At 65.6% G+C, this 18006-nt stretch carries 16 protein-coding genes, 1 tRNA gene and 1 pseudogene; 8 read left to right on the top strand and 10 right to left on the bottom strand.

All coding sequences use genetic code 11. From position 1 onward, the window contains the following. Nucleotides 1-29: 29 nt before the first annotated feature. The 6 genes and pseudogenes from TX88_RS23135 to TX88_RS23160 form a co-directional block, all read right to left on the bottom strand. A pseudogene (locus TX88_RS23135) lies at nucleotides 30-1177 on the bottom strand (glycosyltransferase). Nucleotides 1178-1188: 11 nt separating this feature from the next. Beyond that, nucleotides 1189-1767, bottom strand: coding sequence for a YdcF family protein (locus TX88_RS23140; RefSeq protein WP_044520192.1), 579 nt, complete (start codon nucleotides 1765-1767; stop codon nucleotides 1189-1191). Next, the gene (locus tag TX88_RS23145; RefSeq protein WP_044520193.1) at nucleotides 1757-2758 is read right to left on the bottom strand and encodes a CgeB family protein; all 1002 of its coding nucleotides are present in this window, start codon (nucleotides 2756-2758) and stop codon (nucleotides 1757-1759) included. Before TX88_RS23145 ends, TX88_RS23140 begins: the two co-directional genes overlap by 11 nt. Beyond that, a complete protein-coding gene (locus TX88_RS23150) occupies nucleotides 2733-4001 on the bottom strand; it encodes a lipopolysaccharide biosynthesis protein (protein ID WP_044520194.1) in 1269 nt (422 codons plus the stop codon). The genes TX88_RS23145 and TX88_RS23150 overlap by 26 nt, the downstream gene beginning before the upstream one ends. Before the next feature lie 46 nt (nucleotides 4002-4047). After that, entirely contained in the window at nucleotides 4048-5259 is a 1212-nt protein-coding gene (locus tag TX88_RS23155) for a glycosyltransferase family 4 protein (protein ID WP_044520195.1), read from the bottom strand. Next, nucleotides 5256-6323, bottom strand: a complete 1068-nt coding sequence (locus TX88_RS23160) for a glycosyltransferase family 4 protein (protein WP_044521774.1) — start codon at nucleotides 6321-6323, stop codon at nucleotides 5256-5258. Before TX88_RS23160 ends, TX88_RS23155 begins: the two co-directional genes overlap by 4 nt. An 830-nt stretch (nucleotides 6324-7153) precedes the next feature. Here TX88_RS23160 and TX88_RS23165 point away from each other — a divergent pair. Both TX88_RS23165 and TX88_RS23170 read left to right on the top strand, forming a co-directional pair. Next, complete coding sequence (locus TX88_RS23165; protein WP_044520196.1) at nucleotides 7154-8647, top strand: exopolysaccharide biosynthesis polyprenyl glycosylphosphotransferase; 1494 nt, start codon at nucleotides 7154-7156, stop codon at nucleotides 8645-8647. A gap of 134 nt (nucleotides 8648-8781) precedes the next feature. Beyond that, a complete protein-coding gene (locus TX88_RS23170) occupies nucleotides 8782-9951 on the top strand; it encodes a hypothetical protein (RefSeq protein ID WP_162563205.1) in 1170 nt (389 codons plus the stop codon). Here the strand turns inward: TX88_RS23170 and TX88_RS23175 are convergent. Next, nucleotides 9890-11245: an NtaA/DmoA family FMN-dependent monooxygenase gene (locus TX88_RS23175; RefSeq protein ID WP_044520198.1), complete on the bottom strand. Its 1356-nt coding sequence runs from the start codon at nucleotides 11243-11245 to the stop codon at nucleotides 9890-9892. The genes TX88_RS23170 and TX88_RS23175 overlap by 62 nt on opposite strands. Before the next feature lie 286 nt (nucleotides 11246-11531). Here TX88_RS23175 and TX88_RS35755 point away from each other — a divergent pair, with 286 nt between their 5' ends. After that, nucleotides 11532-12404 (top strand): phthiotriol/phenolphthiotriol dimycocerosates methyltransferase, encoded by an 873-nt coding sequence (locus TX88_RS35755; RefSeq protein WP_084622084.1) that lies wholly within the window; start codon nucleotides 11532-11534, stop codon nucleotides 12402-12404. 41 nt (nucleotides 12405-12445) lie between these two features. On the opposite strand, the gene TX88_RS23185 is transcribed toward TX88_RS35755, so the two are convergent. Next, nucleotides 12446-13393: an MBL fold metallo-hydrolase gene (locus tag TX88_RS23185; RefSeq protein ID WP_044520199.1), complete on the bottom strand. Its 948-nt coding sequence runs from the start codon at nucleotides 13391-13393 to the stop codon at nucleotides 12446-12448. Nucleotides 13394-13538: 145 nt separating this feature from the next. Between TX88_RS23185 and TX88_RS23190 the strand changes: the two genes are divergently transcribed. From TX88_RS23190 to TX88_RS23205, 4 genes are all read left to right on the top strand, one after another. Next, nucleotides 13539-14090 carry a helix-turn-helix domain-containing protein gene (locus TX88_RS23190; RefSeq protein WP_044520200.1) on the top strand — a complete coding sequence of 184 codons (552 nt, stop codon included), beginning with the start codon at nucleotides 13539-13541 and terminating at the stop codon, nucleotides 14088-14090. 96 nt (nucleotides 14091-14186) lie between these two features. Further along, a tRNA-Arg gene (locus TX88_RS23195) sits at nucleotides 14187-14259 on the top strand. Nucleotides 14260-14362: 103 nt separating this feature from the next. Next, on the top strand, nucleotides 14363-15304 hold the full coding sequence (locus TX88_RS23200; protein WP_044520201.1) for a hypothetical protein: 942 nt from the start codon (nucleotides 14363-14365) through the stop codon (nucleotides 15302-15304). A 10-nt stretch (nucleotides 15305-15314) separates the two neighbouring features. Beyond that, entirely contained in the window at nucleotides 15315-15815 is a 501-nt protein-coding gene (locus tag TX88_RS23205; protein ID WP_244438590.1) for a hypothetical protein, read from the top strand. Between the two features lie 12 nt (nucleotides 15816-15827). Here TX88_RS23205 and TX88_RS23210 read toward each other — a convergent pair whose 3' ends face one another. Continuing rightward, nucleotides 15828-16265, bottom strand: a complete 438-nt coding sequence (locus tag TX88_RS23210) for a rhodanese-like domain-containing protein (RefSeq protein ID WP_084622086.1) — start codon at nucleotides 16263-16265, stop codon at nucleotides 15828-15830. A gap of 105 nt (nucleotides 16266-16370) precedes the next feature. Here TX88_RS23210 and TX88_RS23215 point away from each other — a divergent pair, with 105 nt between their 5' ends. Beyond that, a complete protein-coding gene (locus TX88_RS23215; RefSeq protein WP_084622088.1) occupies nucleotides 16371-17090 on the top strand; it encodes a DUF1326 domain-containing protein in 720 nt (239 codons plus the stop codon). 59 nt (nucleotides 17091-17149) lie between these two features. Here the strand turns inward: TX88_RS23215 and TX88_RS23220 are convergent, their stop codons facing one another. Beyond that, the gene (locus TX88_RS23220; protein ID WP_044520204.1) at nucleotides 17150-17968 is read right to left on the bottom strand and encodes a mycofactocin-coupled SDR family oxidoreductase; all 819 of its coding nucleotides are present in this window, start codon (nucleotides 17966-17968) and stop codon (nucleotides 17150-17152) included. Between the last annotated feature and the right edge of the window lie 38 nt (nucleotides 17969-18006).

The following is an 18006-nucleotide window of genomic DNA, read 5'->3' on the forward strand; positions in this document are numbered from 1 at the left end:
ACCGCACGTGAGGGACTGTCGCACGCCGATCAGGAACGGGCTGTGACACCCAGCACCGCGTCGGCGATCCTGGCCCGGAAGGCCTCCGGCGAGAACGCCGCGGCGTGGTCGGCGATGACGCGTGGTGGGTAGTCGGCAGGATCGAAATCGCGCATCACCGAAGCAAAGCGGTCGATGACGTCGGCATCGGGGCCCGGCGGTATGTGTTCACCGGTCACGCCGGGCAGCACGGTGTCGAGCGCCCCTCCCGTACCGAGGGCCAGCACCGGTGTGCCGCAGGCCATCGCCTCGACCGGGACGATCCCGAAGTCTTCCACGCCCGGCATCAACAGTGCCCGGCATCGGCGGTACATATCTTTCAGGACTTCATCGGAGGCGGCGCCCAGAAAGGTGGTCTCCGGCCCGGCGATGGCCTCGAGTTCCTCCCGAAATCGCCCTTCTCCCAAGATGACCAGCCGATCTCCGGAGCGTTGGGCAGCGCGGATGGCGAGGTCCGGCCGCTTGTAGGGCACGAGCCGGCCGGCGAACAGGTAGAAGTCCTCGCGGGGGGCCGAAGGCTCAGGGGTGAAGCGGTCGGTGCGCACCGGCGGATGGACGACGCTCGCCGGCAGGCCCCACCAGTCCCGGATCCGCGCCGCGACGGCCTGCGAGTTGGCGATCACGTGCGACAAACGCGGGGCGGCCCGAAGTTCACCTCGTCGCGCCAGACCACCGAGGGCCGACAGGGCCAACCGCCCGGCCCGGCTGGCCATTTCATGGTCACGGAACGTCCGGTCCCAGGCCCACCTGGCCGGGCTGTGCACGTAGGCGACGACGGGCGCGTCGGTGGCCAGCGCCGCCTGGGTCGCAAAGGCGTGATGACTGACCAGGACGACATCGACGTCATCGCGCAGCGGCAAGCCGCGAAAAGCCTGCGGCATCAAAGGAAGCAGCGGAGCGTGCGATGCTCGTCCGGTCGCGGAGTAGATCCGGTCGAGCCACGTCCCGGAAATGGGTGTGTCGGTGTCGGCCTCGCTCCGGCCTGCCGCGTGCATCACCTTCTGCCGGCATGCGGGTTCGGTGATCGGCACGAAAACCTTGCATCGGACCAGGTCTTCATGAACTCGGCGACCACGAGCTCGGAGCCGCCGAACTCGGTGAAGCGCTCGTGGACGATGGCCACGCGCGGTGACGACATGGGTATTTCTCCTAGCATCCAGGGGTCAGGAGGGCCTTCGCGTAGCCGGCCGACTGGCGGATGTACATCCACGACCAGAAGGCGGGCCCGGAAGCCGTCGGGCTGGCGACCATGGTGATGTCCCCGTCGAAGCACTTACCGACGATGTAGCGAGCGCGCGAAACATGGGGGGTGTAGGTGATGACGATGATGTGCCGCCAGCCGTGTTTTTCTGCTTCGGCGCGGATCTCGTACGCCTCGCCCTCGGTGGTCCACGGGTCGGGGATGAAGCACTTCACGGTGAAGTCGAAGTGTCCCTGGCAGTACTTGTCCATCTTGCGGTCGTCGGCACCGGTCGACCGCGAGATCAACAGGTACGGGGCGTATCCCTGCTGGGCCAGGTCCAACCCGAGGTCGAAACGCTCATAAGGGGTGCCGCCCAGAACCACGATGGCATCGGCGTGGCGCAACGGGTCGGTTTGCGGATGCTGGTACACCTTCCAGCCGAGGCCGATCAGGCCGGCGAGCATCGCGCAGACCACCACCATCGCCATCCAGGCCCGTGTTCGCCCGCGCGGCTTGTCAGCTGTCACTTCAGGTTCAGAGATCATCGACGATCTCCCTTGCCCGGTCCACGTACCGATGCGCTTCCCCGGTCACCCGCCGGTGTCCGGCCACGGCGATCCGTTTGGCCTGCTCGGGGTCCCTGGCACAGCGCTGCACTATGTCGCGAAGTTCCTCTTCACCGGAGAACAGCAGGCATTCGGCGCCCTCGGTGAGGAGCTCGGCGTGCTCGTCAGTACGTTCGCCGACGAAAAGGCCACCGGTCGCGGGTATCTCGAAGGTTCGGCAGGTGTGGGTATCGCGGTTGTCCGAGTTGAGCAGAACCAGGTTCGCGGTGATCGACGACACGGCTGCGGCGAAGTGATCGCCGTAGACCGCACCGCCGACGGTGGCACCGGTGGCCCGCAGTTCGGGTTTACGCCGCCAGCCCGGTCCGCGAACCAGCAGCTTCTCGCCATGTTCCTTTCCGAGTCGGGTGATGAGCCCGGCGCGGTCGGGGCGTTGGGCTCCGACGAACCCGACGAGGTATTGCCTCGCACCACGTTTGGCGCACGGACGGTGCCACGCCGGGTCATAGGCACTGCGGACGAACTTCACCCGGCGCGCGCCCCTGGCCTGCAACTCGGGCACGTTGTGCCGTTTGGTGGTGACGACGAGGTCCCAAGCGGCCTCGTGAGCCAGATAGTCGGGCGTGGTGTTGTACGGGTTGCCCACGTCGTCGGGGCTGTAGTGCACGCGCACCGGCGCCGGGACACTGAGCAGCCGCTCCTGGTCCAGATGAATGCCCTTGAAGGTGAACAACATGTCGGGCTTGAATTCCTGTGCCGCAGATTCGATCTGCCGATGCGCATCGGCAAGCGGCCACGGGGCGCGGTTGCCCGCCGCCTTCGAGTAGACCCATGACGGCGAGAGCCGCGGGGGCAGGGTGACCGGCGTGGTGTCGATGACGACCACGTCGTGCCCGGCCTGCCGGAATCCGTCGGCCAGTGAGCGCGCGTTGCTGCCCACCCAGTCATCGCCGATGTACAGGATCTTCATCGCAGGCACTCCCTTCTGTTGTCAGGACGGGCCGTCGCTCCCGGCGGACCAGGTGTCGCATCCGGGCCAGATACCAGCAGGCGACGCCGAATTCGGCGCCGATCGTGCCGCCGATGAGGGCCCACACCGAGTGGGTCCAGGAGGCGGTGAGCAGACCTGCGGCCGACGCGGCGGTGCCCACGATCGAGGCGATGAGAATGCCGTGGGTGTCCTGCCGGACGGGCAGCAGCGCGGTGCTGATGTACGAGCTGATGGTGCTGGCCGGCAGGATGATCAGCTCGGCCCGCAGCAGGCTCACGGCCGGCGCGAATTCGCTGCCGAAGATGACGTGAACGATCGGCGCCGCACACACCCACAGGACTGTCGCGGCAAACGCTGCCACTGCGACACTGGCCCACAGCCCCCGCACGCCGTGCCGCCAGAACTGTTCGTGGCCGCTGCGACGTGCCATGCGGGGCAACAGAACCAGGCCGATCATGTCGAGCAGCGACTGCATCGCCCGCACCAGCCGATCGCCCGCCGAGTAGAGGCCCAGAGAGACGGCGTCCAGCAGGCCCGAGTAGACCGCGGGTGCGCCCTGCCCGTAACCGGTGGTCAAAACCCGCGAAGTCACGATCGGCCAGCTCGTGCGCAGGATCTGGCCCGGTGCCTGCGGCCGGATCACGGGACCGAAATGCCGGTGGCTGTCCCACCACGTGCCGGCGACGGTCAGGATGGAGGAGACCAGCAGACACCACATCGCCGTCGTCGCGTGGCGGGAATGCGGCAGCAGCGCGATCAGGAGCACCAGATAGACGATCCGGCCGCTGCCCTGATACAGCGCCGATGCGACGAAGCGGCCCTGCCCGATGAGCAGCCAGTCGTCGGAGGTGGACCAGAGGCCGCCGGCGAACAACCCGAGCAGGATCATGTGGACATGTGGCGGCACCCCGGCCACCCAGCCCGCGGTGTACGCCAACCCGAGCACCGTGAGGGTGATCAGGCGCAGCGCCAGGTAATCCGCACGGAGCTGCTGGAGTTTCTCTGGGGCATCGCGCAACTCCGGCACCCGGGCGGCCAGAAACGGTGTCATGCCGAGATCGACAAGGATCGAGCCGAAGAAGTAGGCCGCCATTCCGACAGCCAGCAGGCCCATTCCCGCCGGACCCAGGACTCGGGCCAGCAGCGGCACCGTGATCAAGGTCGTCAGGTACTGCCCGTACTTACCGAACACGACGGCGCCGAAATCCCTGGCCAGCCGCATCAGCCGCGGGGCCAGGGGGTACTGCTCGACACGCTCTCGAATGGCTCTACGCACAGCGCCGGTTCCTCGCCGGGTTCCTCGCGGCCAGGACATCCGAGAGGAAGCTCGCCACGGTTCGTGCGGAATCGGCGACGTCGAACTGCTGGGCCCGCAATTGGCCGGCGTCGGCCAGACGGGTTCGCAACTGCGGATCGGCGATGAGCCGGTCCAGCGCGGCGGTCAGGCCGGCGGTGTCGCCGGCGTCGACGAGGAGGCCGTTGACGCCGGGTTCGACCGTCTCCGCCGGGCCGCCGGGCCGGGTGGCGATCACCGCGCACCCCGCATGCAGCCCCTCCACGACCACCTGCCCGAAGGGTTCGGCGATCACCGAGCAGTGCACCAGAATGTCTGCGTCGAACAGTATTTCGGTGGGGTCGTCGACGTGCCCCGTGAAGATCACGGGAAGGTCCAGTTCCCTTGCCAGGCCCGCCACTTCCTCCTGGAAGGGCTCCTCACCGAAGAATGTGCCGCCCACCAGGTACACCTCGCGCGGCCGAATCGTCGTCCCCGACAATGCCCGGAGGAAGACATCCTGCCCCTTCCACGGCGTCACCCGCCCGACGAGGGCGATGACGGTGTCCGGGCCGGGTCGCTGAGGCTGCCGCTGCCCGTCCGTTGGCCGGCTGAAATCGAGACCCGGATAGGCGACCACTGCCCGGCGACGCCACTTGAGCAGGGTGCCTGCCGTCGACCGGCTGTTGGCGATGTAGCCCGTCGTCACCATCCACCCGAGCATTCTGATCACGAAAGCCAGTGCACGGCCGAAATACTCGGCCGAGACGCGGTCGTGCACCTGCCAGATCAGCGGAATCCGAACCCTGGTGGCGGCCACGGCCGACATGATCAGGGCCTTCGTGCTGCCGGCCACCAGGATGTCCGCGCCAAGGTCGCGCGCGGTTGCCCCGAGCGACCACCCGACGCGCACCAGCGCCGCGGCGCCGGTGAGACGCCGGAACCACCCGGAGCCGTGGATGGTCATGCCGCGGCTGTCAAAGTCATTGGCCAGCACTGAGGTCGGGATGCCGTGCGCACGCATCCTGTCGGCCATCGGCCCGTCTTCGGTGAAGATGGCCGACGGCTGGACCACGGGATCGCCGCCCGCAGCCGGCACCTGCGATGCCCGCAATGCCGTCAGCAGTCGCAACGTCGCCAGCTCCGCCCCGGACGGGGCTGCGGTGTGTGCGACGAAGACCGCCCGGATCGGCTGCTGTTCGGTCATGCGACCAACTCGGAATACAACGAGAGATGACGCTGCGCCGCGGCGGCCCAGGAGAAGGATTCGGCGTGCGCGCGACAGCTCAGCGGGCTGGGCAGGGCACCGTCGAGTGCCGAGACCAGACGTGCCGCAAGCGCTTCGGTGTTGTCCGCGGGCACGATCAGGGACGGGTCCAGTCCCCGGACCGCGTCGGGTAGGCCGCCGCAGTCGGTCACCACGGCCGGTCGGCCCGCCGCCAAGGACTCGAGGGCGATCAGGCCGAAGCCCTCCAATGTGATCGTCGGCACCACCGTCAGCTCGGCGAGCGAGTACCACCGGGTCAAGGCCGAATCGTCGATGCAACCGAGGAATTCGACGTTGTGGTCGAGCCCGGCCGACACCGCCTGCCGGCGAAGCTCGTTCTCCGCGGTGCCGGTTCCCACGATGACGAGGCGAGCGTCGGGGTGGGCGGCCACGACGGTGGGCCAGGCCTCGATGAGGCGGTGAATTCCCATGCGGTGCTCGAGCCGCCGCACACACAGCACGATTCGCCGGTCGCCGGGCGGGTCCGTCTCGACCGACGGGTTGAACCGGTCGAGATCGACGCCGGGCGGGATGACCTCGATGCGGTCTGCGGGGATCCGGTAGTCATCGACGAGCACGTCGCGAAAGTGGCTCGACAGCACGACGAATCGTTGCGCTCCGGCGTAGCGGATCCGCTCGACCAGAAATTTGGCGCGGGCGCGCAGTTCGGTGGCGCCGGCGAACCTGCTCTCCGCGGCCCACGGGCCGTGGAAATGCACGACCAGGCGATGATGGCCGGCACCGACAGCGGCCGGGCCGTACAAGCAGAAGTGACGATCGATGATGCCGGGCTCTTGCAGCCCCGACCGGTCGCTGAACGCGGCGGCCACGCGTGACCACGTCGAACCACCCACGGCTCCCCAGGACCGACCACCGATCGGAGGGTCGCCGAAGGCGGCGGCCGAGAGATCGATGTCGTCTTCGGCGCGCAGCGCGGCGAACAGATCGGTGAAATACCGATTCAGTCCTCCCGGCAGCGCGGTGAACCACTCCGATCCGGTCATGTGCACTCTGGTGGAAACCACTATCTGAGCCTTTGCTGTGTGGCGGCTGGACGACACGTCGAAACTGACACTCGAAGTCGGACCCAGCCGGTGACGCCGATGCGGCGAGCGGGCGGCGGGGCTGAGGCCCCGCGTTCGGCAGGCATGGGCAACGGTGTCGGCGTGCCGCAGCGCGCGACGGCGCCGCGAACGACGGCGCCCCGATTGCTACCGCCCTGCGCAGGGCGTCTTGCCAAACGAATAAGTTTCTCCTGAGAAATTGATTTCATCACCGAGATACAAACGTTATATGCGGTACCGGGGTGCGTTCGGTACGGAACCTCCCAGGTTCAGGGGTTTATGCTGCCCAACCCTCTGACGTCGGCCTGATCAGAAAGTCACGTTACCTGAAACGTCTGCCAGAGAGTTCTCGCCCGAAACGGATCCCCGATCGGCATTCCCGCCCCGCAACTCGATACATACCCGATATACCGCCAGGTCACGCCTGACATCGCCGACCCCGGAGAAGCGAGCGTTCGAGGCTTCGATGAAAGCGCTCTAGCTGCAGATTTGATGCCGACACCTGCGGCGGGTCGGCACTCGAGGCGCGGATGCAGGGTTTGCGTCCGCGCACAGCAGATGGCATAACTTGAAGAAGCACCTTGTCCGGGGTCATTGCATATTGCGTCAGGGACGAACGCCATTGAATGCAGTGACCCATATCACTTCGGTCGGTTTATGACTGCACGCAGAACACGACCAGAAAGCGAATTGAACCGGGATTTTTGCAGGTCATCGAGGTAAATCATCCGCTATGGCTACGGACGTATCGAACGGGGTCGAATACACCGATGGTAGTGAGAACTGTCACCAGCGAAGACACCAGCAAAAGAATTGAGCAGGACGCCGGTCCACGCGTGAGCAGGTTGGTATCGCTGTACCGCCGATGGACGGTGATGGCCGACCTGGTCATCATCTCTTTGAGCTCGATCGCCGCCCTACTGGTGGTCCGGCAGTGGTTGCCAGAGGTACTGACTCTGAGCGACCGGCACGTGCTGACCTTGGCCTTGGTCGCGTTGGCCTGGTTTGCTGCATTGTCGATCCGGAACGTGGCGCCCGAGAACGTGCTGCGCACCCACGTGCATGAACTGCAGATGGTCGTCGGCGTGACGGTGCCGTTGTTCGGCGTCGTGGTCGCCGCCTACATCGTCCAGCACTTCATCCCGCACATGCACGGCGTCTTGTACTTCGACGGCATGGACCTGCGGCATCTCGCCGTCGCGATCCCGCTGGGAGTCGTCGGCACCGTCGGCGCTCGATACCTCCTGCTGCAACGGGTCAAGGGGGCCTCCGGCGGGAGAACCCCGGTGTTGTTGGCCGGCGGTCACGAAGCCGTGCAGGCCATGGCCACCGCGATCCGGTACTACCGACGCGACAGGTTCGAGATCGTCGGCGCCTGCACCGCAGGGGCTCCCGGGCGCGTCGGGCAGGAAATCGGAATCGGTGATCAGAAGGTTCCGGTGGTCGGCGATGAGCGCTACATCCTTGAGGCGGCACGGAAGACCGGGGCGCAACTCGTCGCCGCGTCGTCAACCGACCGTCTCGGACCCGAAGAGTTGGGTGACCTGGCAACAGATCTCGAACGTGCCGATGTCGACCTGGCCGTCGCCATCGAGACTCCCGACGCAACCGATCCTTCCGCGCGCATGCTGATCCTCGAGATCCTGGCTCCGGGCTATCGCCGCGCCCGCTCGATGTCGAAAAGGGTCTTCGACATCGTCTTCGCCGCGGTGGCCATCGCCGCCACCGCACCGGCGATGGCCGTGATCGCCGCGGCCATCAAGCTGACCAGTCCGGGTCCGGTCTTCTACATCTCCGAGCGGATCGGTTTGAACGGCGTGCCTTTCCGGATGGTCAAGTTCCGAAGCATGCGCAGCGGAGCTGACCGCGACACCGCCGGGATGATCGCGTCGACAGACAGCACTCCGGTCTTTTTCAAGGTGAAGTCGGACCCGCGGGTCACTCCGGTCGGGGCGTTCATCCGCAAGTACAGCCTCGATGAACTGCCGCAGTTCTTCAACGTGCTGGGGGGCACCATGAGCGTTGTCGGCCCCAGACCACAGGTTCAGCGCGAGGTCGATGCGTACGACGCGACCATGCGGCGCCGGCTGCTGGTGAAGCCCGGCGTAACCGGTCAGTGGCAGGTGAGTGGCCGATCGAACTTGTCGCCCGCCGAGTCGATCAAGCACGACGTGTCCTACGTCAACAACTGCTCGATACGCCTCGACGTCAGCATCGTCGCCAAGACAGTTCGCGCGGTGGTGCGCGGCGAGGGTGCCTACTGACCTCGGTCGACCTGGCGAGACGGGATATACGGGTGAACACTGCGAAAGTCGCTGCGAGCGAAGGATTCATTTCCCGCTGCGACAGATCTCTGCGGTCACCGGAGTCGCTGAGCGCGGCAACCGGCGGACTGTATGTGGTCGCAGCGATGCTCACCGGGCTGGCGGTACTGGGCAAAGCACCTCTGATCGGGGAGATCGTTCCGGCACCGGCCGGCGTCATCTACCTGTTGTGCGCTGCCAGTTGTCTGATGCCCCTGCTGTACCGGCAGTTCCTCAGGGTGTCGCGGTTCCTGGCAGTGCCGATCGTCCTGGGGGTGTGGCTGGTCGCACTCGTGGTGCAATCCCGTCTGCTGAGCCATCTGCACAGCCAGGGGCGCGGTACCGACCAAGGTGACTGCATCACGGTGGGTGCCGGACAGCTGTTTCACGGATCGTGGCCGTACGACCGCGATCTGATGTGGAGTCACAACCCGATGAGCTGCGGTCCGGGATGGCTGGTGGCGCACGCGCCTTCGCTCGTCTTCGGGTATCCGGCGACCATGGCCGCCCTGTTCACCTGCGCCGTCGTGGCGGTACATCTCGTGCACGGCTTCGACACTGTCGCCAAATTCATTGTCCTGCTGGCGATCACGCCCGGATTCTGGTTGTCGTTCGCCAACGGGAACGACTTCGTCACGTTCGGCGTGATGGTCGTCGCGGTATCAGCGCTCGCCACGACGAATCGGCCGGTGCAACGCTGGGTGGCTGCGGCCGGCGCTGTCGTTCTGGCCCAGTTCCGCCTGCCCTTCGTTCTCCTGCCTGCGGCGATACCGCTCGACGGTCAGCGCGCCGGCCGGCGGGGTCGATACTCGCGCCCGCTCGCGGCGATCGCGTGTGGGGTGAGTCTCGGCATGTACGGCGTCTTTCAGTGGTGGCAACCCGATCTGATGTTGAGCGACGGCCCGTTTCACGTGCTGGAGAAGTCGGTGAACCTCGTCGGATTTCCAGGTGGTCGACTCGCCGTCATCGTGGCGTTCGTGCTCCTGACCGCCATCGTCGCGGCGATCTCGCTGCGCTTCCACGAGAACTACTCCGCTCTCGCCTACGTCACGTTGACTCTGGTCCCGCTGTCGGCGGCCAGCTTGGTCTCCACGATCCGGGCACAGCACGGCGTGATCGATGTTCTCGGGCACTGGGAGGGCGTGTCCTGGCTGACCGCGGTCGCAGCGGTCGCCGCCGGACTCGTGGCCCGCAACAACCGCTTCAGCCGAAACGGTATTGCGCCGCAGGGTGTTCAGCGGGCAGGCGATCTCCTCGACCGGTGAGCCTGTTGCGGTAGGTCCCCAGGGGATAGCCCTGCTTGCAAACGCCACGGCTACGCAGCTCCGGGATGACGTGTTCGGTGAAATCCGCGTACGTTCCGGGTGTGGTTGCCGCGATGAGATTGAAACCGTCCAAATCGGTTGCATCAACCCAGGACTGGAGTTCGTCGGCGACCGTGGCCGGTGAGCCGACGATGACTTCGGCGCCCAGTCCGATCGATGCCGTGACCGACAGGTCACGGATGGTCCACTCCGAGCCGTCTGGCTTCTCCCGGATGAAGAACTCGATCGGGAGCTCGATCTTGCCGCGCAGCTCCTCCACGGGCATGTCCCAGTCGAACTGGGTGAGGTCCAGCGCCATCACGGTGGATACGAAGAACCGGCCGCCCTCCGCATCGGCGTAACGGGAGTATTCCCGGTACTTCTCCTGGGCGAGTTCATCAGTGGCAGCGGCGACGACGAGTACGGCGGCGAAGCACTTCACACTCCGGGGGTCGCGCCCGAACCCGGCGGCTTTCTGCCGGACATTGGCCACGTGCATGGCCACAACTTCTCGCGGGAGGCTGCCGATGAGGATCGCTTCGGCGTGCTTGGAGGCGAAGTCGCGTCCGTGTTCGGAGACGCCCGCCTGGAACAGCACGGGCGTACGTTGCGGTGACGGCGCGCATTGGTGCAGACATTGGAGCTGGTAGTGCGGGCCTTCGTGATTGATGTCGACAATCCGTTCCGTGCGGGTATGGACGCCCGAGTCGTGGTCGCGGACCACGGCGTCGTCGGCCCAGGATCCTTCCCACAGCCGGTAACACACCTCGGCGTACTCGTCGGCGTGCTGATACCGGTCGGCGCTGCCCGCCTCGCCGGCGACCCCCTTGTCCTCGGTGAAGAAGGCCGAGCTGGTGACGATGTTCCAGCCGATCCGGCCCTTTGTGAGGTGGTCAAGGGTGGACATGCGCCGCGCGAACAGGAATGGGTGCTCATAACCGACGTTGCCGGTCACCACGAAGCCGAGATTGTCGGTCACCGCCGCCATCGCCGAGATCGCCGCAAACGGGTCACCGGCCGGTACGCCCACACCGCTGCGCAGTCCCGCTTCCCTCCCGTCCAGATTTGGTGCGGCCAGCACATCAGCGAGGAAGAGGCTGTCGATGCCGCCCCGCTCAAGGACTTTGGCGAGCTCGACCCAGTAGGAGATGTCAGTACAGTTGGCGGACTGGTCTTCTGGGTGTCGCCACAGCCCCGGTGCGTAGTTCGCGACGCCGAAGCTGCTGAATGCGTTGAACAGAATTTCCCTGGCCATCCGACCATCCCCTATGTGTCGTCTTCGCTGCCTCCTCCGCGGGCAGCGCTCGGTACCACACATCGCAATTTAGGTCAGGAGCAACAAGATTGGGGATCCTCCTCGTGGAGATCCAGGGAGCTACGTGTTCAAACCGCCGCTTCCCGGCAGGTCACAGGCGTTACCGAGAGTCGAAAACACAGCCGGAACCGGCGGCGGATTCCCCCTTTGTCGCAATACTTTACGGTCCGCTGGGCACTGACGTACATCACTTCGTGAGCCATTCCGTCGCTACACTCCCCTCGGTATGGTGACCCTCAAGAACAAATTGAATTTGGGAGTGTCTCGGGACTGGGGAATCCGGAAGCGGATCGAGCAAATCCCCGTTCGCGTTCAGCGGTTCACGTTCCCGTACATGACCAAAAAGCTCAAAGACGATGATCTGGTGTTCATCAACTATGGCTACGAAGAAGATCCGCCCCTGAATCTGCACCTCTCGGAGGCAGATGAAGCCAACCGGTATTTCATCAATCTCTACCACATCACGGCTGGTCAGACCGATATCAGCGGTCAGCGGGTGTTGGAAGTCGGTTGCGGCCACGGCGGCGGAGCCTCGTACCTCACGCGCACCTTCAACCCTGCCTCATACACCGGGCTGGACCTGAATTCTGTCGGCATCGACTACTGCCGGAAAAGGCATGATGTGCAGGGCCTGGACTTCACCGCGGGCGACGCCGAGGATCTCCCCTTCGCCGACCGGTCATTCGACGTACTGATCAACGTTGAATCCGGTTGTCTTTACCCCCGATTCCCCCGCTTTCTCACCGAGGTGAATCGGGTTCTGCGTCCGGGTGGGCATTTCCTCTATGCCGACCATCGGCCTTCTCACCGGATCGGCACCTGGGATGAAGATTTGGCGAATGCGCCGCTGCAGCTGGTTTCCCAGCGGGTGATCAGCGCCGAGGTCGCCCGTGGCATCGAGATGAACATGGACTGGGCACGCTACGCCGCCGAGCGCACCGCACCGCGATTCCTGCGACAGATCGTTCTCCGTGGTCACACGGAGGTGGCAACACGACTTCAGCGGGGAACCTCGGAAATCGGAGTGGCGGGTTCATCAGATCAGCACACCGGATCCTGGGATCAGTTCCGGGTGTACCACTTCACCACCTCTGAGTAGCGACGCGGGCGGACCTGGTGCCAATCGCCCTGTGGTAAAGGCTATCTCGGGCTGATTGATCTGTGGTCGCCGCCGGGACCGTGGTCGTGGCTGGGCACGATGGCGACGCGGTGTCGAACCACGTGCAGGCGGTGCAGCGTCTCCCAGGCCGTGTCCCGTTCGGCGTCGGCGAGCATGCCGGGGTAGGACGCCTTCTGCCGCAGATGATCGATCTGGATGCGGCTCCACACTGCGTCGCCCGCGAGCAGTGTTGGGCCAGAGGTTGTTTGGGCAAGGATCCCGATACTGGCGGGGGTGTGTCCGGGTAGGTCGACCAGGATCACGGATCGGTCGCCGAACAGGTCGAGGCTGCGCGTGAAGGTCAGGATGGGCGGGCCGTCCAGGTCGTAGAACGTCACCGGCCTGTCGCGCAGCGCGGGACGCACGCCGCCTTGCGGAGCGAGTCGCCCGCTCATCATCCAAATATGTTCGGGGCGATGAAGATGAACGAGTAGCCCGGGAAGGTCGAGCAGTCCGGCGACGTGGTCCCAGTGCAAATGCGTGGGCAGGGCGAAGTCGATGCTGGTGTCGTCAATGCCGGCGAGCGCGAGGGCTTGGCGAATGTCGATGACGTCACGGCGCGGCTTCACCGCCACCCGGAGGATCCACGGCAATTCGGCCACCGCGCGATCGACGACGTCGACGCAGACGCCTGGATCGACAAGGAAGGTCGCCTTGGGGTGGCGGACGACGAATGCGTTGATCAGGTTGGGGGCCCGGCCCGGTCGCCACACTCCTTCGGCGATCGCCGGGGTCGGAACCAGCCGTTCGCGCTGCGGCAGCGTGATGACCTCGACAGTCGCGCCGGCGGTGGGTAGCCCGTGATCGGTCAGGGACGCCAGCAATGGCTTGTCCGGGCGGCGCGGACGGACGACACCGAGCGGCAAGCCGGTGAATGCCCGGCAACAGGTCAGCAAGCTCGGTCGGACGACGCCGTCGGCATCGGTCATCAAGCCCCCCTGACGATTTCACAACGGCTACGAGCGAGACTCGCTCGGTGCAGTCAGTCGACGATTGCATGCCAGGTACGACATTGCAACCACACAGGCAAGAAAATTGCCCATGTGGCAATGAACAGGGCGGTAGGGTTGCGACGTGGCAGTGCCCGAACCCCATGACGACAGCTGGATCGGCAGGCGCGTCGGTGAGTACCGCAGAGACCGCAATTGGACCCTCGCCGCCCTCGCCGAGAAGGTCGGACTGTCGACCACTCAGCTCTCCCGCATCGAGTCAGGCACCCGTCAACCCTCGGTCGGCACCCTCATCCAGATCGCTCACGCTTTCGGCGTCTCCCTCAGCCGACTCGTCGACGAGCAGTACACCGCGCCCTACCACCTCAGCCGGGCAGCCGATCGGGCCGCACGCCCGGGAGCGAAGGGACTCACCCTGCTCAGCGGCGACTTCCCGGGACTGCAGGCCGTTCACCTGACCGTGCCCACCACAGCGGAGGCGCCGGACGCCCACCACAGCGGCGAGGAATGGGTTTACGTGCTCGCCGGCACCGTCGATATCCGCATCGGCACCGACACCATCACCCTTGCGCCTGGAGACGCCGTCCACTTCCCGTCCCACACCACCCACCGCGTCCACAATCCCGGCGATGCCCCCGCGGAGATCCTCCTCGTCGCCACCCCCATCACCGGCTGACCGGTTTCGCGGGTGCCCCATGCCACCGATCGGCCCCCGACCGACTAGCATGAGTCGTCCCTAAGGGTTCTCAACGTTGTTTCGATGAGTCCCGCGGCCCCCGTAGCTCAGGGGATAGAGCACGGCTCTCCTAAAGCCGGTGTCGCAGGTTCGAATCCTGCCGGGGGCACCCAGCCTTTTGCGTGACCTCGGATGAGGCCTCGCGAGTCCCCTATCTTTGTCGGCAGGCGCCAGTACCGTCAGCGGCAGATCGACATTCAGGGGGATGACAGGTGAACCGCACGGTGCAGTACTGGCGGCTTTTGCAGCCGGACGGTGCTCCACTACCTGGCGAGTTTCCGGCCGAGCAGGTGGTTCGCCGGCTCAGCCGAGCCGAGGCCGACGGTCTCAACCGCTACCGCCGCTGCCATGACGGGATGCTGCTGATCGCGCACGGCACCGATGACGACCGGATGCTGATCCTCGACAAGGTGCGGCGGGAAAACCTGCCCAGCATCGGCAGCGCCGCAGGCGCCCGGCGGGCGATCGGGCTGACTCCCGACGAAGGTCTGCTGGAACCGACATATTGCCTGTTCGGTGAGCGCAACATCATTGCCATGCTGACAAGCGGTGACGGCCCCCGAGCCCGGCGGCTGGTCGACTATCTCCAGCACAAGCTCGACATCGAGGTCGGTATCGAACCGGTACTCACCCAGAACCTCGACCAGGCGCTCGACGAGATGAACGTGTCCAGGGTCGACGTCGCGATCCCGGCCAATCGCATCAACCGGGACCTCGTCGGCGGTGACTGGGTTCAAGCACTCGACGGTGCCCGCGCGCTGGCCCAGGACGGCGTCGTCCGCATCGGGATCTCGGTGGGTCGGCGCGGCACCGGAACGCAGAAGGATGCGATCCGCCGGCGGATCCGTGAACTGATCGACAACCTGCGGGGTTCCGGCGCGCTTTCGGAGTTCGAGAGTGCGCGCGTCGTCGGTTCCATCAGCGGTACCCAACAGTCGGTCGACCTGCTCGAAGATCGATTCGTCGAGCGGACGGAGGTCGATGCCGACCGGTTGAACGATCCGGTGCGTTCCACCGCGTATGCGCGGGAGCTGTTGCGGCAGTCGCTGACTCGCAACAGGGAGTATCTCTTGTCGGCCGTGGCGGAGGTTCCCGCCGAACCCGTGCCGTACGCCGACACGTTGATCGAAATGCCCGACGATGAACTCGAATAAGCGTCCGGTCGTGCAGTTCAGCCTTCGGGAAAGGCTGCAGCACAACTGGGTTCGCCATCAATGGGCGGACTGGTTGTTCGCCCTGCTCGTCGTCGGCGGGTGGCTGGCACTGGGCAGGGCCGGTTGGCTGGCCTGGGCCCTGACCGAGGTTCCCCACGACGCCCGCCGCACCGCCTACCAGATCCTGGCGACGGTCGCGGCCACGATGGGCGGGTTCACCCTGACCAGCATCTCCATCCTGGTCAATCTGCTTCGGGCCCCGATGACCACCGTGGACAAGCTCTTACCCTCCGACGACAAGCGCCGGGTGGGCACCGCATTCGTCTCTGCGCTGCCGATCCTGTTCGCATTGTTCGTGGCGGCGATTGTCGGCCTCACGACCGACGCCAATCTGGATTCCGGTTACTGGTGGCTACAGGCGATTATCGTCGCGGCAGCCGTCGCCGCCGTCGCGTCGCTCGCACGGGTCGTGTGGATCCTGCGGCGCCTGCTCACCTTGTCCACCGACTGACCTGCTGGGCGCTCAGTTTCCGACGAGGGAACGACCACTGGCCTGCCAGGCTTTCATCCCACCCTTGAGCTCGACCACATCGGTGTAGCCCAACGTCCTCAACGTCTCGGCGGCGGTCGCGCTCATGGGTCCGGTTCGGCAGTAGATCGCGATGGTGGCATCGCGATCACCGGGCAACCGGTCCGATTGCTCGGCGACCCGATCGAACGGAATCGACAGGTCGGTACCGGGAATGTCGCCCTGGTAGGGCACGTGGACATTGACCACCACGGTGCCGGATCTTCCGATGGCGGTGGCGAATTCGTCAGCGCCGACCAGACGATGGTGAGCAACGGTCACCGTGCCGGATTCGACGGTGGCGGCTGACGGCGGGCCTGTCGATATGCCGCACGAGGCCAGAGACATCGAGGCGACGACGGTCAACGCCCCTACGCACATCTGTTTGAGCATGGCGCCAATCATACCCCCAGGGGGTACTTGCGAACTGAAGTTCACCGGTGTTACGGTCGCCTGGTCACATACCCCCTGGGGGTATCAACAGAAGGAGCGGGATCGATGACAACTTCGGCGACGCAGGTCGATTGGCATTTGCGCGGAGAATGGTTCGACGTGTGCAGCTGCAAGCTGCCTTGCCCGTGCAGCTTCGCCCAGGAGCCGACGCACGGAGATTGCTTGTTCACCCTGGTGTGGCACGTCCGCGAAGGAAACTACGGCGACACCGATTTGACGGGCCTCAGCGTGATCGCCCTCGGTGAGTTCGCCGGCAACATGTGGATCGGCGACCCGAACGCGACGATGAAGTTGATGTTCTACATCGACGAAAAGGGCGACGCCGCTCAGCGCGATGCACTCGAGCGCATCTTCACCGGCAAGGAAGGCGGCTGGCCCGCCGAATTCGCCAGCCTGATCGAGGATTTGCGCGGCATCGAATACGCCCCGATCAGTTTCGAGGCCGCCGATGACCTCGCCTTCTGGCGTGCGGAGATTCCCGGCAAGGTCGACTTGCGGGTCGAGGCACTGACCGGTCCGACAGCTGACCCGAACCGCCGGGTGACCACCACCAATGCGCCGGGCGCGGAGGTCGGTCCGGGCCAGGTTGCGACATGGGGGGTGGTCAAGGAGGACCACGCCGTCGGCTTCGACTGGTCACACGAGCACAGTGGTGGCTCGAGTAAGCACTTCCCGTTCGATTGGCGCCCCGGGTCCGAGAACACGGATTCCGGTGCGGCGAACCGGGAAGAGCAGCTGTCGTCGTCCTGCAGCTGCGGCTGCTGAATCAGACACCGAAGCCGGGTGGAGGCTCGTAGCCTCCACCCGGCTTCGCGTCACGACTGTCAGTTCAAGCCGTTGGACAGGATCATCGACTCCCCGGTCTGCAGCCGGCCCCGGTCCGACACCAGGTACAGCACGGCGTCGGCGACGTCCTGCGGCTCGAGCAGCCCGGGCCGCGGCCGCCCCTGGGCGAACATCTCCTCGACGTCATCGAGGCCCGGATTCTCCAGGTCCGGCCGGATCACCTTGTAGGTCGCCGGGTTGTGGATCATCGGTGTGTTCACCCCGGACGGCAGCACCGCGTTGACCGTGATGCCGTACTCGGCAACTTCGTATGCGACCGACTTCACCAAGGCCACCACTCCGGCCTTGGCCGCGGCATAGTGACCGGAGTTGGTGGCGCCGGTGCCCGCGACGATCGACGAGGTGGCCACGATGCGCCCGCTCCGACGCTCGATCAGATGAGGCAACACAGCCCGGAACGTGTTGAACACTCCGGTGAGGTTGACATCGATCATGGTCTGCCACCGCTGCTCGGACATGGTGGCGATCGGCTCGCTACTGGCGATCCCGGCATTGGCCAGCACCACATCGATGCCCCCGAACCGTGTGACCGCGGCGTCCACCACCGACTGCATCCCCGCCAGGTCGCGCACATCTGCGGTCACCGCCAAACACCGCCGGCCGAGCGCGGACACCTCCTCCGCGGTCCGTTCCAGGTCGTGGGGTGTGGGCAGTGGATAGTCGACGGATTCGACCGGCCCCGCGATGTCACAGACGACGATGTCGGCGCCTTCCCGCGCCAGCGTCGTGGCGTGCGCGCGCCCCTGACCGCGGGCTCCACCGGTCACCAGAGCCGTCTTGCCATCGAGCGCTGCCATGCAGATCCCTCCCATATTTCGGTCCTTGAATACAGACC

The sequence above is a fragment of the Mycolicibacterium septicum DSM 44393 genome, assembly GCF_000455325.1.
Lineage (GTDB): Bacteria > Actinomycetota > Actinomycetes > Mycobacteriales > Mycobacteriaceae > Mycobacterium > Mycobacterium septicum.

Excerpts from the sequence above, each read along its gene's own strand:
- TX88_RS23160 (WP_044521774.1), bottom strand. The coding sequence starts at position 6,323 with ATGACCGGATCGGAGTGGTTCACCGCGCTGCCGGGAGGACTGAATCGG.
- TX88_RS23145 (WP_044520193.1), bottom strand. The coding sequence starts at position 2,758 with ATGAAGATCCTGTACATCGGCGATGACTGGGTGGGCAGCAACGCGCGC.
- TX88_RS23210 (WP_084622086.1), bottom strand. The coding sequence starts at position 16,265 with ATGCTCAAACAGATGTGCGTAGGGGCGTTGACCGTCGTCGCCTCGATG.
- TX88_RS35755 (WP_084622084.1), top strand. The coding sequence starts at position 11,532 with ATGGTGACCCTCAAGAACAAATTGAATTTGGGAGTGTCTCGGGACTGG.
- TX88_RS23155 (WP_044520195.1), bottom strand. The coding sequence starts at position 5,259 with ATGACCGAACAGCAGCCGATCCGGGCGGTCTTCGTCGCACACACCGCA.
- TX88_RS23175 (WP_044520198.1), bottom strand. The coding sequence starts at position 11,245 with ATGGCCAGGGAAATTCTGTTCAACGCATTCAGCAGCTTCGGCGTCGCG.
- TX88_RS23220 (WP_044520204.1), bottom strand. The coding sequence starts at position 17,968 with ATGGCAGCGCTCGATGGCAAGACGGCTCTGGTGACCGGTGGAGCCCGC.
- TX88_RS23150 (WP_044520194.1), bottom strand. The coding sequence starts at position 4,001 with ATGCGGCTGGCCAGGGATTTCGGCGCCGTCGTGTTCGGTAAGTACGGG.
- TX88_RS23165 (WP_044520196.1), top strand. The coding sequence starts at position 7,154 with ATGGTAGTGAGAACTGTCACCAGCGAAGACACCAGCAAAAGAATTGAG.
- TX88_RS23215 (WP_084622088.1), top strand. The coding sequence starts at position 16,371 with ATGACAACTTCGGCGACGCAGGTCGATTGGCATTTGCGCGGAGAATGG.
- TX88_RS23185 (WP_044520199.1), bottom strand. The coding sequence starts at position 13,393 with ATGACCGATGCCGACGGCGTCGTCCGACCGAGCTTGCTGACCTGTTGC.
- TX88_RS23140 (WP_044520192.1), bottom strand. The coding sequence starts at position 1,767 with ATGATCTCTGAACCTGAAGTGACAGCTGACAAGCCGCGCGGGCGAACA.